At 39.7% G+C, this 15473-nt stretch carries 15 protein-coding genes, 1 rRNA gene and 1 other annotated feature (1 of these 17 only partly in view); of the genes, 1 reads left to right on the plus strand and 15 read right to left on the minus strand.

The window, feature by feature from the left end:
- Window positions 1-9: 9 nt before the first annotated feature.
- From ahpC to A5870_RS08995, 10 genes are all read right to left on the minus strand, one after another.
- Entirely contained in the window at window positions 10-573 is a 564-nt protein-coding gene (gene ahpC, locus A5870_RS08950; protein WP_005226227.1) for an alkyl hydroperoxide reductase subunit C, read from the minus strand.
- A gap of 308 nt (window positions 574-881) precedes the next feature.
- The gene (locus tag A5870_RS08955; protein ID WP_034871989.1) at window positions 882-1085 is read right to left on the minus strand and encodes a hypothetical protein; all 204 of its coding nucleotides are present in this window, start codon (window positions 1083-1085) and stop codon (window positions 882-884) included.
- A gap of 152 nt (window positions 1086-1237) precedes the next feature.
- Window positions 1238-2194: a permease prefix domain 1-containing protein gene (locus A5870_RS08960; protein ID WP_077453469.1), complete on the minus strand. Its 957-nt coding sequence runs from the start codon at window positions 2192-2194 to the stop codon at window positions 1238-1240.
- Window positions 2191-2523: a PadR family transcriptional regulator gene (locus tag A5870_RS08965; RefSeq protein ID WP_077453470.1), complete on the minus strand. Its 333-nt coding sequence runs from the start codon at window positions 2521-2523 to the stop codon at window positions 2191-2193. Before A5870_RS08965 ends, A5870_RS08960 begins: the two co-directional genes overlap by 4 nt.
- 183 nt (window positions 2524-2706) lie before the next feature.
- Window positions 2707-3678 carry a siderophore ABC transporter substrate-binding protein gene (locus A5870_RS08970; protein ID WP_081118729.1) on the minus strand — a complete coding sequence of 324 codons (972 nt, stop codon included), beginning with the start codon at window positions 3676-3678 and terminating at the stop codon, window positions 2707-2709.
- Between the two features lie 24 nt (window positions 3679-3702).
- Window positions 3703-4461, minus strand: coding sequence for an iron ABC transporter ATP-binding protein (locus tag A5870_RS08975; RefSeq protein WP_081118730.1), 759 nt, complete (start codon window positions 4459-4461; stop codon window positions 3703-3705).
- Window positions 4458-5402 (minus strand): iron chelate uptake ABC transporter family permease subunit, encoded by a 945-nt coding sequence (locus A5870_RS08980; RefSeq protein ID WP_077453472.1) that lies wholly within the window; start codon window positions 5400-5402, stop codon window positions 4458-4460. Before A5870_RS08980 ends, A5870_RS08975 begins: the two co-directional genes overlap by 4 nt.
- Window positions 5399-6349: an ABC transporter permease gene (locus tag A5870_RS08985; RefSeq protein WP_077453473.1), complete on the minus strand. Its 951-nt coding sequence runs from the start codon at window positions 6347-6349 to the stop codon at window positions 5399-5401. Before A5870_RS08985 ends, A5870_RS08980 begins: the two co-directional genes overlap by 4 nt.
- Before the next feature lie 637 nt (window positions 6350-6986).
- Window positions 6987-8351 carry an FAD-dependent oxidoreductase gene (locus A5870_RS08990; protein ID WP_081118732.1) on the minus strand — a complete coding sequence of 455 codons (1365 nt, stop codon included), beginning with the start codon at window positions 8349-8351 and terminating at the stop codon, window positions 6987-6989.
- Window positions 8348-9817, minus strand: coding sequence for a helix-turn-helix domain-containing protein (locus tag A5870_RS08995; protein ID WP_170920147.1), 1470 nt, complete (start codon window positions 9815-9817; stop codon window positions 8348-8350). The genes A5870_RS08990 and A5870_RS08995 overlap by 4 nt, the downstream gene beginning before the upstream one ends.
- Before the next feature lie 162 nt (window positions 9818-9979).
- On the opposite strand from A5870_RS08995, the gene A5870_RS09000 reads away from it, so the two are divergent.
- A complete protein-coding gene (locus tag A5870_RS09000; protein WP_086292446.1) occupies window positions 9980-11083 on the plus strand; it encodes an SLC13 family permease in 1104 nt (367 codons plus the stop codon).
- 130 nt (window positions 11084-11213) lie between these two features.
- On the opposite strand, the gene A5870_RS09005 is transcribed toward A5870_RS09000, so the two are convergent.
- The 5 genes from A5870_RS09005 to rrf form a co-directional block, all read right to left on the minus strand.
- Complete coding sequence (locus A5870_RS09005) at window positions 11214-11930, minus strand: class I SAM-dependent methyltransferase (RefSeq protein ID WP_086292447.1); 717 nt, start codon at window positions 11928-11930, stop codon at window positions 11214-11216.
- Complete coding sequence (locus tag A5870_RS09010) at window positions 11931-12938, minus strand: zinc-binding alcohol dehydrogenase family protein (protein WP_086292448.1); 1008 nt, start codon at window positions 12936-12938, stop codon at window positions 11931-11933.
- A gap of 71 nt (window positions 12939-13009) precedes the next feature.
- On the minus strand, window positions 13010-14071 hold the full coding sequence (locus A5870_RS09015; protein WP_086292449.1) for a hypothetical protein: 1062 nt from the start codon (window positions 14069-14071) through the stop codon (window positions 13010-13012).
- On the minus strand, window positions 14043-14954 hold the full coding sequence (locus A5870_RS09020) for a hypothetical protein (RefSeq protein ID WP_081118738.1): 912 nt from the start codon (window positions 14952-14954) through the stop codon (window positions 14043-14045). Before A5870_RS09020 ends, A5870_RS09015 begins: the two co-directional genes overlap by 29 nt.
- A gap of 139 nt (window positions 14955-15093) precedes the next feature.
- Window positions 15094-15209: ribosomal RNA gene (gene rrf / locus A5870_RS09025) — 5S ribosomal RNA — on the minus strand.
- Between the two features lie 95 nt (window positions 15210-15304).
- Window positions 15305-15473, minus strand: a sequence feature (23S ribosomal RNA rRNA prediction is too short); it runs 701 nt beyond the window's last position.

Genomic DNA, 15473 nt, shown 5'->3' on the forward strand with positions numbered 1-15473 from the left:
GAGAGCCTCCTAAATCTTGCCTACAAGGTCTAAGCTTGGCGTTAATGTTTCTTCGCCTTCTTTCCATTTTGCAGGACATACTTCACCTGGATGAGTACGAACATATTGTGCTGCACGGATTTTGTCAATCAAGCCACTAGCATCACGACCGATACCATCCGCATTGATTTCAACCGTTTGTACCACACCATCTGGATCGATGATAAATGTACCACGTTGAGACAAACCTGATGCTTCGTCTAATACATCAAAGATTTCTGAGATCACATGAGAAGGATCTGCAATCATGATATATTCGATTTTATTGATGGCATCAGAATGATCATGCCACGCTTTATGTGTGTAGTGGGTATCCGTTGATACAGAATAAACTTCTGCGCCTAATTCTTTTAATGATGCATATTGGTCTTGCAAATCTTCAAGTTCTGTCGGACAAACAAATGAGAAATCTGCAGGATAAAAACAAACAACGTTCCATTTTCCTTTAAAATCTTCTGATGAAACATCGATAAATTTTCCATTGTGGTAAGCTTTCGCTTCGAATGAACCAATCTCTTTTCCAATTAATGACATATCATTTCCTCCAATTAGAATAATTATTTGAGAATAATCTCTATTAATTATTAGTATATCTAACTACAAAATGCAATAGTTTATTCAGAAATAGTCAAAAAAAATGTTATCCTCCTCAGAAATGAGCATATTTATTTTCTATTCAAAGCAAATGGAGTATAGTAGTAAGGTTGGGTAATCATATCTAAGCAAAGTTCCTACCTGTTAGATTCTCAATTACATCTCCTATTCTCAATTAAACAAAAAAAGATTGCCTCTTCCTATGATTCCTCACAATGTAAAGTGAGTCATAGAAAAAGACAATTTTTTCATTTAGTATTGAAATAGTTGAACAATCCACCGATTGTTCGCTCCCTCAACGTGATCCGCTTGCCGTCTAGAAAAACTTCTTCGACTGGGTAATGGTCTTGAAAAGGTGGGACTTCCAAGTATTGGCTCGCAAGAAAGCGCTCCGGGGATTCAACTGTTGTTACTTCTTTGCTGCCATTTTTCAGATAATGAATTTCTAACATTCCATTGCCTCTTTTCTTGTATTCTGAACTTTTAAAAAAGCAATGAGAACATCTCACTTCTCGCCGTTCTTTTTTACTTAATTCAGTTACAAGGCGTATTATAGTCTTCCTTTTTTTAAAAGTAAAGAAAGCACTCTCGGTTGAAACGTCTCTTATTTTTTGGCTTTTGTCTGACCAATAAAGTAGTCCTCTAAGACACCACCGATAACAAAAATGACCCAAGAGTAAGCCCATGCATGAAACATGAAGGACCAAAGCATGTAAACGACCAAAATCACTGGCCAATAGACTGTTCGAAAAAAGGTAACTCTACCAGCGGATTCGCCATATTTATGACGTGTTGCTCGATCACCAGGATGATCTTCGTCGCGAATAAAATACGTTTCCGAAGCCAATTTCGCAAACCCTGCCCGAATAATACTTACATAAATAATAAAGAACACACCTACTGCAACCGTCAAGAAAAATAGCGCTATACCGAATTCGACAGAGTAATAAATCAGCTCACTTAACAGTACAGGCGCAATCGAAAAAATGCAGGCGCCAATTCCTAAAACGAGACCAATTCGAAAACTTTTTTCATAATTTGCGAGTTGCTGAGCGGCTTCTCGTTTAGCATCCCTTTTGATCGGACGATCATCCAACTGTTTACGAGCACCGGAAAAGTGCAAACTGCTAGAGATGATAAAACCAACCCCGATGGCGATAAAAAGGATCATCACCATTACACCAAATAATTCCGCATAGAAACTAACAAAAAGCATCAAAGCTGCAAAAGCTGCGATACAAAAGCCGATTCCCAAAGACAACGAGAAAGCAAAGTGGCGCACAGTTCCCCAATAATCAAATGCATCATCTTCTGTGATAGCATCGGACCAATCATCAATTGGCTCTTCTTTAGAAACATTTAATTCTTGCAGCAATTCATCCACCGAACCAAACTCACTGATCACCGCACCGATGGCTTCGTGTTCACTTTTCCCTTGATGGATTAATTCCAAGTAGTGGTCTTCCATAATGGCTAAGAGGTCTTCTTTTGCCCTCTTCGTTTCCGGTGTGATGGGTACTGATAAAAATAAGCTGTCTAAATAGTCATGAATGGTTTTCATTTTTCTCCTCCTTGTAAGAACTGGTCAACGACGATCTTTGTCTGTTGCCACTCCAATCGTTTCTGTGTAAGGCTCGCTTTTCCGTCTGCAGTTATCTGGTAATACGTCCGCTTTTTGCCATGCGTCACTTCTCCAGGATAGGAACGAATCAATCCTTGTTTTTCTAACCGAGTAAAAGCGGAATACAACGTCGTTTCTTTGATCACATATACGGCATCCGTTCCTTCGCGAATACGCTTGGATATTTCATATCCATAAGAATCTTCTTTTGAAAGAATGGATAAAATGATTGCGTCGTTATAGCCGCGAATTCCGTCACTCGAGATCACGCAATCGCCTCCTAAATTACTTCATCTGTCGTACTAATTATAAAACAATTACTACGACAGGTAAAGTAAAGCTGGTAAAGTTCTCAAAAATCAGTCGTAGGTCCTAGAAAATGAAAAAAAGACACGCATTCTCAGTAAACTGATACGCGTGCCGCTTGTTACTTGATTTTTGTTCTCACATACTTATTCAACGGCTGGTTTGACATCATCCATCATTAATTGGATCGACTCCAATCCGGAACCAGCTAAATACCAAACCGCAGCATCCAATTCAATCACTTGATCGTTTTGCCCAGCATTTGTTTCTTGTACGATTTCGTTTGCAACAAATTCACTTTCGCTTTCATTACCACCGATCGCTTTTGTCCGATCAATCACGAAGATGACGTCAGGATTTTTTTCAAGCAAGTACTCATAAGAAATACTTTGTCCATGAGTTGACGCCTCTAGCTCTTCATCAACTGCCGGAAAACCAAACGTATCATATAGGATACTGTAACGAGATCCTGGACCGAAAGCGGAAAGATTACCTTCATTCACCATAACTACCAAAGCTTTTTCGCCAGCGCTTTGTGCTTGCTCTTTCAAGGTGTTGATCTGTGTTTGCAACGAATTCAGCTGTTCTTTCGCTTCTTCTTCCACACCGAAGATTTGTCCGATAGCCGTAATATTAGCTTCGATCGATCCCCACGTATTACTATTGTCGACACTTAAGAAAACGGTTGGCGCAATGGCAGATAATTCTTCTTGAAAATCACGTTGCCGACCTGAAATAATGATTAGATCCGGCTGTAATTGATTGATTTTCTCTAGATCCGGTTCTTTGATTCCCCCTGCTGATTCAACATCTGCATACGCTGATAAATAATCTGGCAGATTGCTGGTTGCTGCAGCAACGACTCGGTCTCCAAGACCAAGGGCATCCATTGTGTCTAATGCACTGTTGTCAAAGACAACAACTTTTTCCGGCGCATAAGGAACAGTGACAGTCCCATTGCTGTCCGTGATCTCGACTTCTGTCGGCGTTTGTGCACTTTCTTCCACTTGGGTTTGAGCTGTCCCCGTTGAATCTGTTGTCCCTGTATTATTTGATCCGCAAGCGGTCAACCCCGCTAGTACGAAAATACTCATAAAACTTACTACTATTTTTTTCATTTTTTCCTCCTTAGAAACAAAATTTTATTGGAAGGTGTAGCAAAATTGCCGCCCATCCACTTGTACCAGTTTGATTGGAATTTCATATAGTGCTTCTAGTACCTCTTCTCGAATCACTGCCTCTGTGCCAGCTGCTTTAAAAATCTGACCATCTTTCATAGCGACGATGTGATCGGCATATCGTGCTGCAAAATTAATGTCGTGCAAAACGATCACAACGGTTTTCTGATACTCTTCCACCAATGTAGTCAATAATTTCATCAGCTGATTGGCATGTTTCAAATCTAGATTGTTTAACGGTTCGTCCAATAATAAATAATCGGTATCTTGGGCTAAGATCATCGCCAAGTAAACTCTTTGCAGTTGCCCACCTGAAAGTTCATGGATCGATTGACCAGCATATTCGGTGAGAGATAACTTAGACAAAGAATCATCAATAATCACATCATCTGCTGCCGATTGTCGTCCCCGGTTATATGGATAACGACCAAATGCCACTAGTTCTCTTACGGTCAGATTGACAGCATAGCGATTGCTTTGCTGCAAAAAAGCCATTTTTTTTGCTAGCTCTTTGGATTTCCATTGACGAATCTCCGTTCCATCCAGATAAATATCACCGGTGCGCTGATCCAACATCCGACTGACTAAAGAAAGCAAGGTACTTTTTCCGGCACCATTGGGCCCAATGAAAGCAATCATTTTCTGCTCCGGCAACGCTAAGGAACATTTCGTCAAAACTTGTGTTTTTGCATAATTCTTGGATACATTTTTGGTTTCGATCATGATTTTTTCCTTTCCAGCAGCAATTTGCTTATAAAGAAGATACCACCTAATAATTGGATCACGGTGCCGATGGTCGTTTGCCATTGAAAGACCTGTTCCACTAGGAATTGACCTCCTACCAACAGGAGAAAGCCAATCAAACTACCACCGGCAAACAGCCAACCGTGACGATAAGTTGGGAAAAGCTGATAGGTGATCGTTGCCACCACAAATCCTAGAAAAACTGCTGGACCAACTAAAGCAGTGGCAGTGCCTGTCAGTAAAGCAATCAAAAATAAAACACCTCTATGAAGCCATTGAACAGAAACGCCTAAACTTTTGGCCTGTCCGCTTCCTAAATGGAGCAAATTTAATTCTGGAATCAGCAGAATCAGACAGATACTCCCTACCAAAATGATCGCGGCAGCAATCAAAAGATGTTGGGTGTTGATATTGCCAAAACTGGCGAATAAGCGGCCTTGCAGCAAATCATATTCATTTGGATCCATCAATACTTGTAAAAAGGTGCTGAGACTACCGAACATCGTGCCACAGACCATCCCTGCCATCAACAACAAAAATAGTCCGGCGACTGCTTTTTGATAGAAAAAGCCAATCAAGAAACTTCCTAGAACGGCAGTTAAACCGACAGAGAACAAAAACATCGCAGCTGTTTCTTGGCTTAACATCTGAATCCCACCGATAAAAAAGAAACAAAGGGTTTGAACAAGGACATACAGTTGATCTAAGCCTAAAATCCCAGGGGTTAGATAACGATTGCTCGTCAGTGTCTGTAGCGTGATTGTACTAAAGGAGATTGCAATGGCAACTAAAGCAAAAGCCATGATGCGACGTCCTCGTAATGCAAAGGCAAAGGACCAGTTACCATAGGTGTTATAGGTCAGATAGGCCATACATGCACAAAGGATTAGAAACAACAAGAGGAAGAGTTTTTTCTTCATCGAAATTTCCTCCCCAGAAGCAAAATCAAGAAACAGCACCCACCCAGTACGCCGGCGACAACACTGACCGGCATTTCATACGGCGCGATGACGACTCTCGCCAATACATCACACAATAACAAGAACGCGCTTCCGGCAAAGCTGATCAAGACCAGATTATTTTTCAAATGATCCCCGAAGACCATGCCGATCATATTTGGGATAACGATCCCTAGAAAAGGGATTTGTCCAACGGTCAGTAAAACGACACTGCTGGCAAACGCCACCAGAGCAAATACAGCAAAACGCAAGAACAAGTAATTGATCCCCAGACTCTTAGCCGCACTTTCACCTAAACCGGCGATCGTGATCTCATAAGCTAAGAAATACAGCAAACCGAAAACAGGAATCGTCAAATACAAAAGTTCATACTGTCCAACCATAATGGTGGCAAAATTTCCTTGTAGCCAAGAAGAAACGTTTTGAACCAATTGGAAGCGATAGGCTAAGAAGCTACTAATAGCACCGATGATATTACCGAACATCACCCCTGTTAAAGGCAGCATCATTGGATCTTTCTTTGGTAGAAATTGGCTTAAAAATAAAAAGAACAACACCCCTGCATAAGCAAACACAAATGCTGCAGTCGTACGAATCAAATTTGAGGCATTTGGCAGAAAGAGCATAACCAGCAAAATTCCTAAGCGAGCGCTATCCGTCAGCCCAATCGACTCAGAGGCCACAAATTTATTTTGCATCATGTGCTGCATGATTTTTCCACAGATACTAATGATCCCACCTGCAATAATCAAACTGATCGTCCGTGGGAGCCTAACTTTTACCAAAACAAGCCAATGATTCGGATCACCCTGCTGTAAACCTGTTAAAGACAATTCATGGGTACCTGCCAACAAAGAGCAACCCACTAGAAGAATAAAGATCAGCAGTAATCCGATTTTTTTCAACATGCCCCGCCCCCTCGTTATTGAGAATGATTCTCACTCTCTTTAATAGGGTAACGTATTTCACTTAAAATCACAAGAAGTTTTTTTAAAAAATCCCTTTCCCATCGCAATTTTTGGAAAATGAGTATGCGAGGAAAGGAAATTATGTGATGTTTTTCTCTTATAAACCTGCCGATAAGCGTATTCTTATCTCAAGGATGTCTATTTTATCCTTTGGATTATAAAAATACTTACGAATGATACATTCACTTTCTGAGTATCATTCAATAACAGATCACTTAGATTTGCACTTGTTTTCATCTATTGAAAACCATGTAAAATCACCACTTACCCAAGATGATGTATTTTATCAGTTAAAAGCAAATGACGTGTGTCCCCTCCACCTAAACAATCATCGTCTATCAATAAAAATCTATAAGCAAAAGCAGTTCAGTCATCGAACAAGCTTTATCGTTTTCGTTTCGAGATTCTTCATCAAAAAAAATCATGATAGTAGTTGACATCGACCTCCAACAGCAGCCCACCTGATTTTTAATTACCGAAACCAGTCACTGATGGAAAGCGATAGTCTTCCTTGATTATCGTTACGTTCAAAAAAAATAAACCTACGATGATCGTAGGTTTACCAAGGTTACATAATTTACTTTAACAAGCCATCCAGGGCCAATTGATTCAAAAAATGCAACGGAAAAGAAATGGTAGGATTAAAAAAGTAATCCATTGTTGCTAATTGGTGCAAGGACGTTTTGCTATTGATTAACGTTGAAATCGTGTTGATGATCTCTAAACTTCCACGATCACTCGTGATGATTTGCCCTCCCATGATTATTTTCGTTTGCTGATCAAAAATCAGTTTTAAGGTTACTTCAAAATCCTCATCTGTCGCGAAAAATGTCCGAGAATGAAATGTCTGCGTCACTGAATCTACTTCAAAGCCGTAATACGGTGCCTCAGTCTCATTGATACCTGAACTGCTGACAAAATAGCCAAACAATTTACTAACAACCGTGCGCTGCATTTTGGGAAAAGGAATTTTCGTCGTTCCCTGCTCATTAGCCAATACATTGGTAGCAGCTACGATCCCCGTCCGATAAGCATTAGTCACTAAAGGGATATACAAAGAGCTATCCGAATGATTGAAAGGAATCGAGACGAGATCGCCGATCGCATAGATGGATGGATCAGACGTTTGCAAGTATTCATTTGTAAATACCGTGCCATCGAGATTTAGTTTTAAAAAGTCTTCTACTAAGGCGACATTCGGTCGCGGATTTACAGCATAAACGACTACATCAGCTTGAATCTGGGTTCCATTTGAAAGCTCAATTCCTTGATATTCGCCCTTCTCGTCTTTGATCGTATGGGCAACGTTGCTGTTAAGATAAATTTGTAAGTTCTCTGGAAAACGTTCCATCAAAATTTCTGCAACTTCATGATCAAAATAACGGAACAACAGCGTATCCATTCGATCGATTAAGTGAATCGCTTTTTGCTGTCCACTTAACGATTCCGCCAATTCAAACCCAATCAGGCCAGCGCCGACGATCGCCACGGTTTGCGCCTTTTCGATTTTTTCTAGTGCTTGCTTTGATTGACCAATCGTTTTGTAGGTCGTTATATGTGCTTCAACATCTGAGGCGAACTCCGAGCGGAAAGTACTCGATCCCATCGCTAAAATTAAGCCATCATAACTCACTTCATCTTCTTGTCGATATGATTCCGTTGACGTCACAAATTGAACCAGTTTTTCTTGCGGAAAAATGTTTATGACTTCACTGTTCAGCATCACATTGATTCCTTCTGAAAGAAGCTCGCTAGCAGTTGTGGTCCGTGAGTCTTCCAGACGCGAGATATATCCTTCTAAAACTAAATTCAAGCTGCTGGCAACGTAACCAAGGACACCTGATTTTTCTATAATAATCACATCGACTTTGGGGTCAACTTTTTTTAAATGACGGGCAGCAGCAATTCCTGCATGAGAGCCTCCAATAATCACTATTCTCATATCTTTTCCAACTCACTTTCAAGGTTCTCATTGCGTATTTCATCCACGATTTGATGAAGTCGCTCTTCTTCAAATGGGGTTGCACCACCTGTTAAAATCAATCGCTTCTTATAACGATAGCCTTCCGAGATCTCAGAATGATCAACAATCAATAAATCATAGTCCTTCTCCTTCGTCCCATCGAAGTGAATATTCGGATAGCCAGCCAATTCTTTGATCAAAAAACGCCGCAAAAAGCCACTGCGTAATCGTGATTGAGTCAACAAAATGCCTACGGTAAATGCTTTTTCCTGTTTTACTTGAATCCATTGACGGATCAAAAGCAATTCATTGGTTAAATGCTGCTTTTTCTCAAGAGAAAAAGACTGGTTTACGTTTTTCTCCAACTGTTCGATTGCTTGTTGTGCCACTACAATCAAGCTTTCATTCGCAACACTTTGCGGCTGAAATTCAGCAAAAGCAATAATACCGCCATGAATGTATAACGCTTGGATCGTTACGCTGGTTAAGAAGACACCCAACTCCACTGAAGTTTCTGCAGACTTTCTTTCACTATCACCGATCGCCTGCAACAACTCTTCATTTAATGCTTCGATTTCTCGGAAGAAAAGTGACTTCTGGCTTAATCCCTCCTCAGAAGGACCAATCAAGCCTTCTGCTAGTAAAAACAAATAGAAATAAACCGTTTCATAATCGCTCCAGGAAACCGCAAAACGACTGAGGTAGCGTCCTAAGATATTCCGCAGAATCTGGAACATGGCTTCATTTTCTAGAGACTTTAATAGGTGATACGAGGCTTCATGCTGCTGTGAGCCACGATAATCAAAACGAGCTTCCATAATGCCTAGCCATAATCCAACTTTCCAACGCTCAGCTTGACTAAACGTTGTCTGTAACTGTTTTTCAATAACTCGAATCAAATTATTGATGGCTGGAGCATTCAAGCGGGTAATCAATTCTTCATTGGGATAACTTTGTGAAAAAAATTGATAATAGAAAAAACGAATTTGCTTTTCATCCCCAATTAATTTTTTATTTTTTAATTGGATATCGAACTCTTTCAATAATTGATTGATGGCTTTGAATCGACGAAACAAAGATGCTTCACTCAACATGAGTTCTAACATCATTTTCGTCGTTGACTCATCTCGATGAAAAAACAAATAGGACAAAATCTGAAAATCGATCGCCTCTGACAGATACGAATAAAAGAATTTTTTTAGTGAGAAATCAAGCGGAAGTGTTAACTGTACTTGATCATTTTCTAAATAAGTCAATGTCGCATCCTCATGGAAAGCGACTAAATTCTGATGAAGATTTTGAAGCTCTTTTTGCAAAGTGGGGGCGGAAATGGATAATGTTTTTGCAAGTTTCTTATAAGAGATCTCTGAGCCATTCTGAAAAAAAACAGCTAAAATTTGAAAATGAACCTGCTGATTTTTTTCAAGCAGCTGCATAACATTCATTTTTGAACCTCCTTCACCTTTCACATACCAATTTCCCAATTAATGACTCATTTGTCAACTATAAAAATCATCCTAAGGTCTTCAAGATCGGTTTAAAAAGCGTTATTTATTGTTTCTAAAGCGCGGGAATGGTAAAATTCTTGAGAAGAAAGGTGGTGAACTATGGGAAAACGAATGTTAGCATTTTTTCGAACCGATCGATTATTTTCGATTTCCCTGCTACTAGCACTCATTGCATGTTTTTTTGGCACCTTCCGTTGGTCGTTTATTGACTTCAAAGTGATCTTGTCGCTGTTTGGATTAATGCTAGTGATCAATGGGTTAGAAGAAGCTGGCTTATTACGGGCATTTGGTCAAAAATTGGTGGAAAAGAGCCGCAGTTTGCGGGATTTGATTCGTGTAGTCGTTCTTCTAAGCTTTTTTAGTTCGATGTTCTTAACGAACGATGTAGCTATTTTAACCTTATTGCCCATCTATCTGCTTTTAACGAGACAAGAACAACAGCGAACTAGTGTCATATTAGGCGCCGTCTATTTAATCGTAGCAGCCAATTTAGGAAGTAGCCTTTTTCCCTTTGGAAACCCGCAAAACTTATTTTTATTTTCTTATTATCACATCTCACTAGGACAGTTCATGTGGACAACCGGTACTTTCGTGGGGCTTTCCTTACTATTACTGCTTGTTTCGGTCCAGCTTATTTCAAAATCGCCTCTAGAAATCACTATTCAAGAAGACGCCTATGAAAAAAAAACAGCGATGCGCCATGCAGGCTTGTTTGTTATCATGATTTTGGGTATTTTTAGTGTTCTACCCCTCTCGATAGCCGTTCTTATCGTCGTAGCCGTGGTTTGGTTCAGCAATAAACGGTTATTTACCAAAGTTGATTATCGTTTATTGCTTACCTTCATTTGCTTCTTCTTGATCGTCGGCAATATTCAAGACCAAACGTGGATCACCAATCGCATTCGACCGTATTTTCAAGAAACACATCGCGCTTTTTTAGGCAGTATTTTACTCTCTCAAGGAATCTCTAACGTTCCAGCAGCGATTTTGATCGCTCCCTTCACCGACTTGGAAAAAGCCGTTCTTTTAGGGGTCAATGTCGGCGGATTGGGTACATTGATTGCTTCACTAGCCAATTTGATTGGCTATAAGTTACTGAAACAAGCTCGAGCCAAAGAAGCCAAAGCATTTCAAAAATGGTTCTTAATCGTCAATCTTCTTTTCTTACTGATCTTAGGAACGACTGTCTATCTTTTCTTATAACAAAAGCGATACAAAACGAGATTCCAGCATAAGGACATTTGCAGCCAGTAGTCAAAAGAGGCATAACTACTGTTTCTGTTTTTCGCTCTTATGTCAGAATCTCGTTTTTTTTGATCTCTTTGAGGGATTACTATCGAGATAAAAGAAGTTCAAAGGTTATTTTCGTATGGCTTTCAACAGTCAGCGATTCACCAAAGATACGTTGAACCATTTGTTTCCGCTGTTCCAATGAATACTCATCCTCAAAATAAAGATGAAAGAAATCCCGATCGATCTCTTCTTTCACCATATACTCAAACTGGCAGCTCCGCCATTCAATTGCCTCTTCTGATAACCACTTCTTGTAGTAGGTATTAAGCTGTAACTCTTTTTCATCTACGGGGTCTTCTTCAAAGGGCTGAAACACATTTTCTACTTCAGCGATTGTTCTAAGAATAATCAATTGATCGGTTTTCTTTCGCAACTGCAGCAATGTCTTTTTGTCTCTTAGTGCTGGATTCATGGCCATGAAAATACAGGGCCAGTGCTGGTCCGTCGTTAAAAAGTCGCTTTGGCTCTGTTGCATCAGGTGTAGTTTATTCTGTGGATCATCAATCGTTTCTTCAATTATTCTAAGCATTTCCTTTGAAAAATCAATCGCATAATACTCATTTACATAAGGATAAAATGCGGGGATATAGCGACCCGCACCAGCAGCAAAGTCAACAAAAATAGATATGGGGAACACTTGCTGCTCCAATAAGTAAGCAACTACCTCTTTCGCAATCTGCAATGAAGACTCCTGCTGGATTTGTGCATAATCTTGAGCAAACTCATCCCAAAACAGGATTGCTTCCTCTTCTTCCATCTATAAGACGCCCCCTGTAATCACAGTCTTGCCTTTATTTCCCCGCTCAACCGCTTCGGTACCGAGTTTTAAGTTTTCGATCGTGATTCCTCCATCAATCGTTTGGACCGCAGTGGTGTGAATTTTGCCATTAACTAACAGCGAAGCGATTCGTTTTAAGATCGCTCCTTGGGTTTCAAACATCAGTTGAGCATCTGTTTTGGCAAACATGTACTCCCAATAAAAATCGATGCTAAGGTTTTTAAATGGGTTTAAATCGAGCGCTTCTTTCGTATTGACGATCATTCCGACTTTACCAAATGGGACGATTGCTTTCGTTAATTGTGGCAAATAGGTGGAGGCATCATAAAAAATGGCAATGGCTGAAAAAGGTTTGTTTATTTGTTCGGCTAAAGGTAAACGGTGATTAAGAACATGATCCACTTGATTGTTTTTTAGCCACTCGTTGTTTCTAGGACTAGCACTGCCATAAACGGTTAAACCTGCCCATTTTGCTAATTGTGCAGCGATCGAACCCACACCGCCGCTGGCATTGATCAACAAAATCGATCCTTGATTGGCGTTTTCTTCAGGAATATATCCAAATTTTTCAAATAGCAATTCCCATGCGGTTAAACTCGTTAATGGTAAAGCCGCAAGATCACCGTCAGAAAAACCGGCTGGTGCCTTTGCTGCGATTCGAGAATCAACAGCTTGAAACCTTTGATTCGCACCAGGTCGTTGTGTGGTTCCGGCATAGAATACCCGATCACCAACGGCAAAGCCACTAACTGCTGAGCCGATATCTTTAACGATCCCAACGGCATCATACCCTTGGATCTGGAAATCTTCACTTAAAACAGTCATTTGCCGACGTTTCGTATCGATTGGATTGACCGAAACTGCTTGTACTTCCACCAGTAAATCATGTGTTTGGCAAATCGGTATAGGAATTTCCTTTTCAGTAAATACTTCTAGATCATCTAAAGATCGTCCTTCATAAAAACCTAGTGCTTTATTTTTCATCATACTGCTCCTTCCAAAAAAAGTGCTGAATAGTTATAAAAACCATTCTAGCACTCTTAACCAATTTAGAACATTTATTCTTCACCTTTTACCACAAGTGGAACTAAAAACGGATAGCTTGTGAAGAAATCTAGTAAGGATCGCTTCCATTGATCCGAGTCAATCGTTAGTAAAGTGGACTCTGTATACAAATGGATCGTCAATCGTTGATTTTTATCAAGTAAAATAAGAATTTCACCTTTGTTTTCTGTGATAAAATCATATAGCTGATTCTCCATCGTGATAATAAAAATTTGATCGAGAACTTCTGCTGCAACAGGAAAATCTGTTTCCATATCGACAGCTAAGGTTTGGGTATTGTCGATCAAGCTTGGTGAAACCGTAAAGCCTAATTCTTTTAAATGCGCCAATACCAAGTTGACATCATAATTAAAAAGCGAAAGCTGATTGACCGAGAAAATATTCTCCGCATGCCATTGACTGATTAAATGCAAAATCTGTTCATCATTGACAACCACCGACTGGGAGTTTGAATTGATAGTCAACAATGGCAAATAACTGGATTGATACGTAGAATTGACTGGATTTAGTTTAAAACTAAACTCGAGCTCCTTTGTTTCTGTTAAACGAAAACGGACATTGAAATGCTTTGTCTTCCATGTATCATAGTTATCGGTAGCAGTTAAATGAATCGTTTTTAATGGTTTCAAGAATTCATAGGCATAGTATTCAAGCAATGTCTTTTTGGCGATCACCGAAATATCTTGATCTGTTAAAATCAACTGACGGTAATGAGCAAGCAATCCAGAAAAATCAGCTTCCATGATTGATTTTCGCAATTTTAAATCAGCTAGTTCGTTTTCGGCTTGCTCAATAAGCGATTCGATTCGTTGGTGATCTTGCGCTTTTACAGCGTAATAATCATCTTCGTAGTCAGATTCTTCTTCCGCTGAATCAAAAGAATCATCCGCTACATTTCTACTATCTTCTACTAAAGGACCGTCATTCACTAAGTCCGTCGCATTTGTTGGTACGTTTTCCTCAACTTCATTAGCGCCTTCTGTTTGAATCTCTAGCGTCGGTTCCTGCTCCAGCAGCTGTGATTCATCAGGATTTGTCTGCGTTTCTTTCGTCAATATCAGTCAGCTCCTTTCCCGTATAGTGAGCTAAGAAAGCCATTATTTTTGTCGTAAATTCATCAAAAGAACCAAAAAAAGTATCAATTTGACGAAATTCTTTTTCTACGATCGCTTTCTTTAAGCGCAATGTTTGATATTGCTGCTGTAGGCGTTCTTTTTCAGCAAAAACCTCTTCATTATTATTTGAATATCTTTCCCATTCTCTACGTTTGGCTTCTAATGCTTTTCGCTCAGAAGTTAAATGTTCTAGTTCTTCATCGATTTTTGTCCGATTGAAAAAACCCTTTGATTCAGTTAATTCATTTTCGGCTTCCGTAAGTTGATCGATCTGATTTTGGATTTCCTTTACCTCAGATAACGCTGTGATCCGTTTGGCTTCTAGTTTGTCCATCTGCTGTTCGATTGCTGTCAGCATCTCACGATTACCTCGTTGGAACTTTTCCCACTCTTCATCTATCTCAGGGATAACAAAAATTTCGGGAATACTCGCATCGATACCAATCGTCGCTCGCTCATGATAATAGGTTCCTAACTTATAGTAATGCACCGTAGGAGATATTTTGGCACAATGCATCATAAATGGGAAAGCTTGGGTGAAGTTATCGTGGAACTTCCTTGATAACAATTCATCAATCTCATGATTTTGATTTGATGTTTCTTTTAACTGTTTGTGCAATCGACCATTATATATACGATAAATTTCAGGAATATCCTCTTTTTCGATCGCTACTTCAAAATCTTGCAGGTCTTGCAGCATTTGACCGATATTTTTTGAGGCTACTTGTTTGATATCGCCAAAGGATATTTCTTCATTCGCTGAAACTGAAACAACGTCTTGATCTTGAACAACATTTTGTTCTTTTTTGGCATCGTCAGTCATATGATCCCTCCTAAAAATACTTCACTACTAGTGTATCATTTTTTTCCATAAAAAGTTATTTTAAGTGATTGTTTTTAGAAAAATGATACATCGTTGTAATAACAAAAAAACACATGTCAATTAAGACATGTGTTTGGCTGCGTGGCGACGTCCTACTCTCACAAAGGGAAACCCTTCACTACAATCGGCGCTAAGAAGCTTAACTTCTGTGTTCGGCATGGTTACAGGTGTATCCTTCTTGCTATCGCCACCACACTATTCAATTGAGTAAGTGTTGCTCACTCAAAACTGGATCGAAGAAATCAAAACTCTTCCGAGTTTACGTGCTTTTTTCTTTTTTGGTTAAGTCCTCGATCGATTAGTATCAGTCCGCTCCAACCATCACTGGCCTTCCACTTCTGACCTATCTACCTGATCATCTCTCAGGGATCTTACTTTCTTAAAGAAATGGGAAATCTCATCTTGAGGTGGGCTTCACACTTAGATGCTTTCAGCGTTTATCCCTTCCCTACATAGCTA

The sequence above is a fragment of the Enterococcus sp. 2G9_DIV0600 genome (assembly GCF_002140615.1).
GTDB lineage: Bacteria > Bacillota > Bacilli > Lactobacillales > Enterococcaceae > Enterococcus_D > Enterococcus_D innesii.

Excerpts from the sequence above, each read along its gene's own strand:
- A5870_RS08970 (WP_081118729.1), bottom strand. The coding sequence starts at position 3,678 with ATGAAAAAAATAGTAGTAAGTTTTATGAGTATTTTCGTACTAGCGGGG.
- A5870_RS09005 (WP_086292447.1), bottom strand. The coding sequence starts at position 11,930 with ATGGAAGAAGAGGAAGCAATCCTGTTTTGGGATGAGTTTGCTCAAGAT.
- A5870_RS08990 (WP_081118732.1), bottom strand. The coding sequence starts at position 8,351 with ATGAGAATAGTGATTATTGGAGGCTCTCATGCAGGAATTGCTGCTGCC.
- A5870_RS08985 (WP_077453473.1), bottom strand. The coding sequence starts at position 6,349 with ATGTTGAAAAAAATCGGATTACTGCTGATCTTTATTCTTCTAGTGGGT.
- A5870_RS09010 (WP_086292448.1), bottom strand. The coding sequence starts at position 12,938 with ATGATGAAAAATAAAGCACTAGGTTTTTATGAAGGACGATCTTTAGAT.
- ahpC (WP_005226227.1), bottom strand. The coding sequence starts at position 573 with ATGTCATTAATTGGAAAAGAGATTGGTTCATTCGAAGCGAAAGCTTAC.
- A5870_RS08955 (WP_034871989.1), bottom strand. The coding sequence starts at position 1,085 with ATGTTAGAAATTCATTATCTGAAAAATGGCAGCAAAGAAGTAACAACA.
- A5870_RS08960 (WP_077453469.1), bottom strand. The coding sequence starts at position 2,194 with ATGAAAACCATTCATGACTATTTAGACAGCTTATTTTTATCAGTACCC.
- A5870_RS08975 (WP_081118730.1), bottom strand. The coding sequence starts at position 4,461 with ATGATCGAAACCAAAAATGTATCCAAGAATTATGCAAAAACACAAGTT.
- A5870_RS09000 (WP_086292446.1), top strand. The coding sequence starts at position 9,980 with ATGGGAAAACGAATGTTAGCATTTTTTCGAACCGATCGATTATTTTCG.
- A5870_RS09020 (WP_081118738.1), bottom strand. The coding sequence starts at position 14,954 with ATGACTGACGATGCCAAAAAAGAACAAAATGTTGTTCAAGATCAAGAC.
- A5870_RS08980 (WP_077453472.1), bottom strand. The coding sequence starts at position 5,402 with ATGAAGAAAAAACTCTTCCTCTTGTTGTTTCTAATCCTTTGTGCATGT.
- A5870_RS08995 (WP_170920147.1), bottom strand. The coding sequence starts at position 9,817 with ATGAATGTTATGCAGCTGCTTGAAAAAAATCAGCAGGTTCATTTTCAA.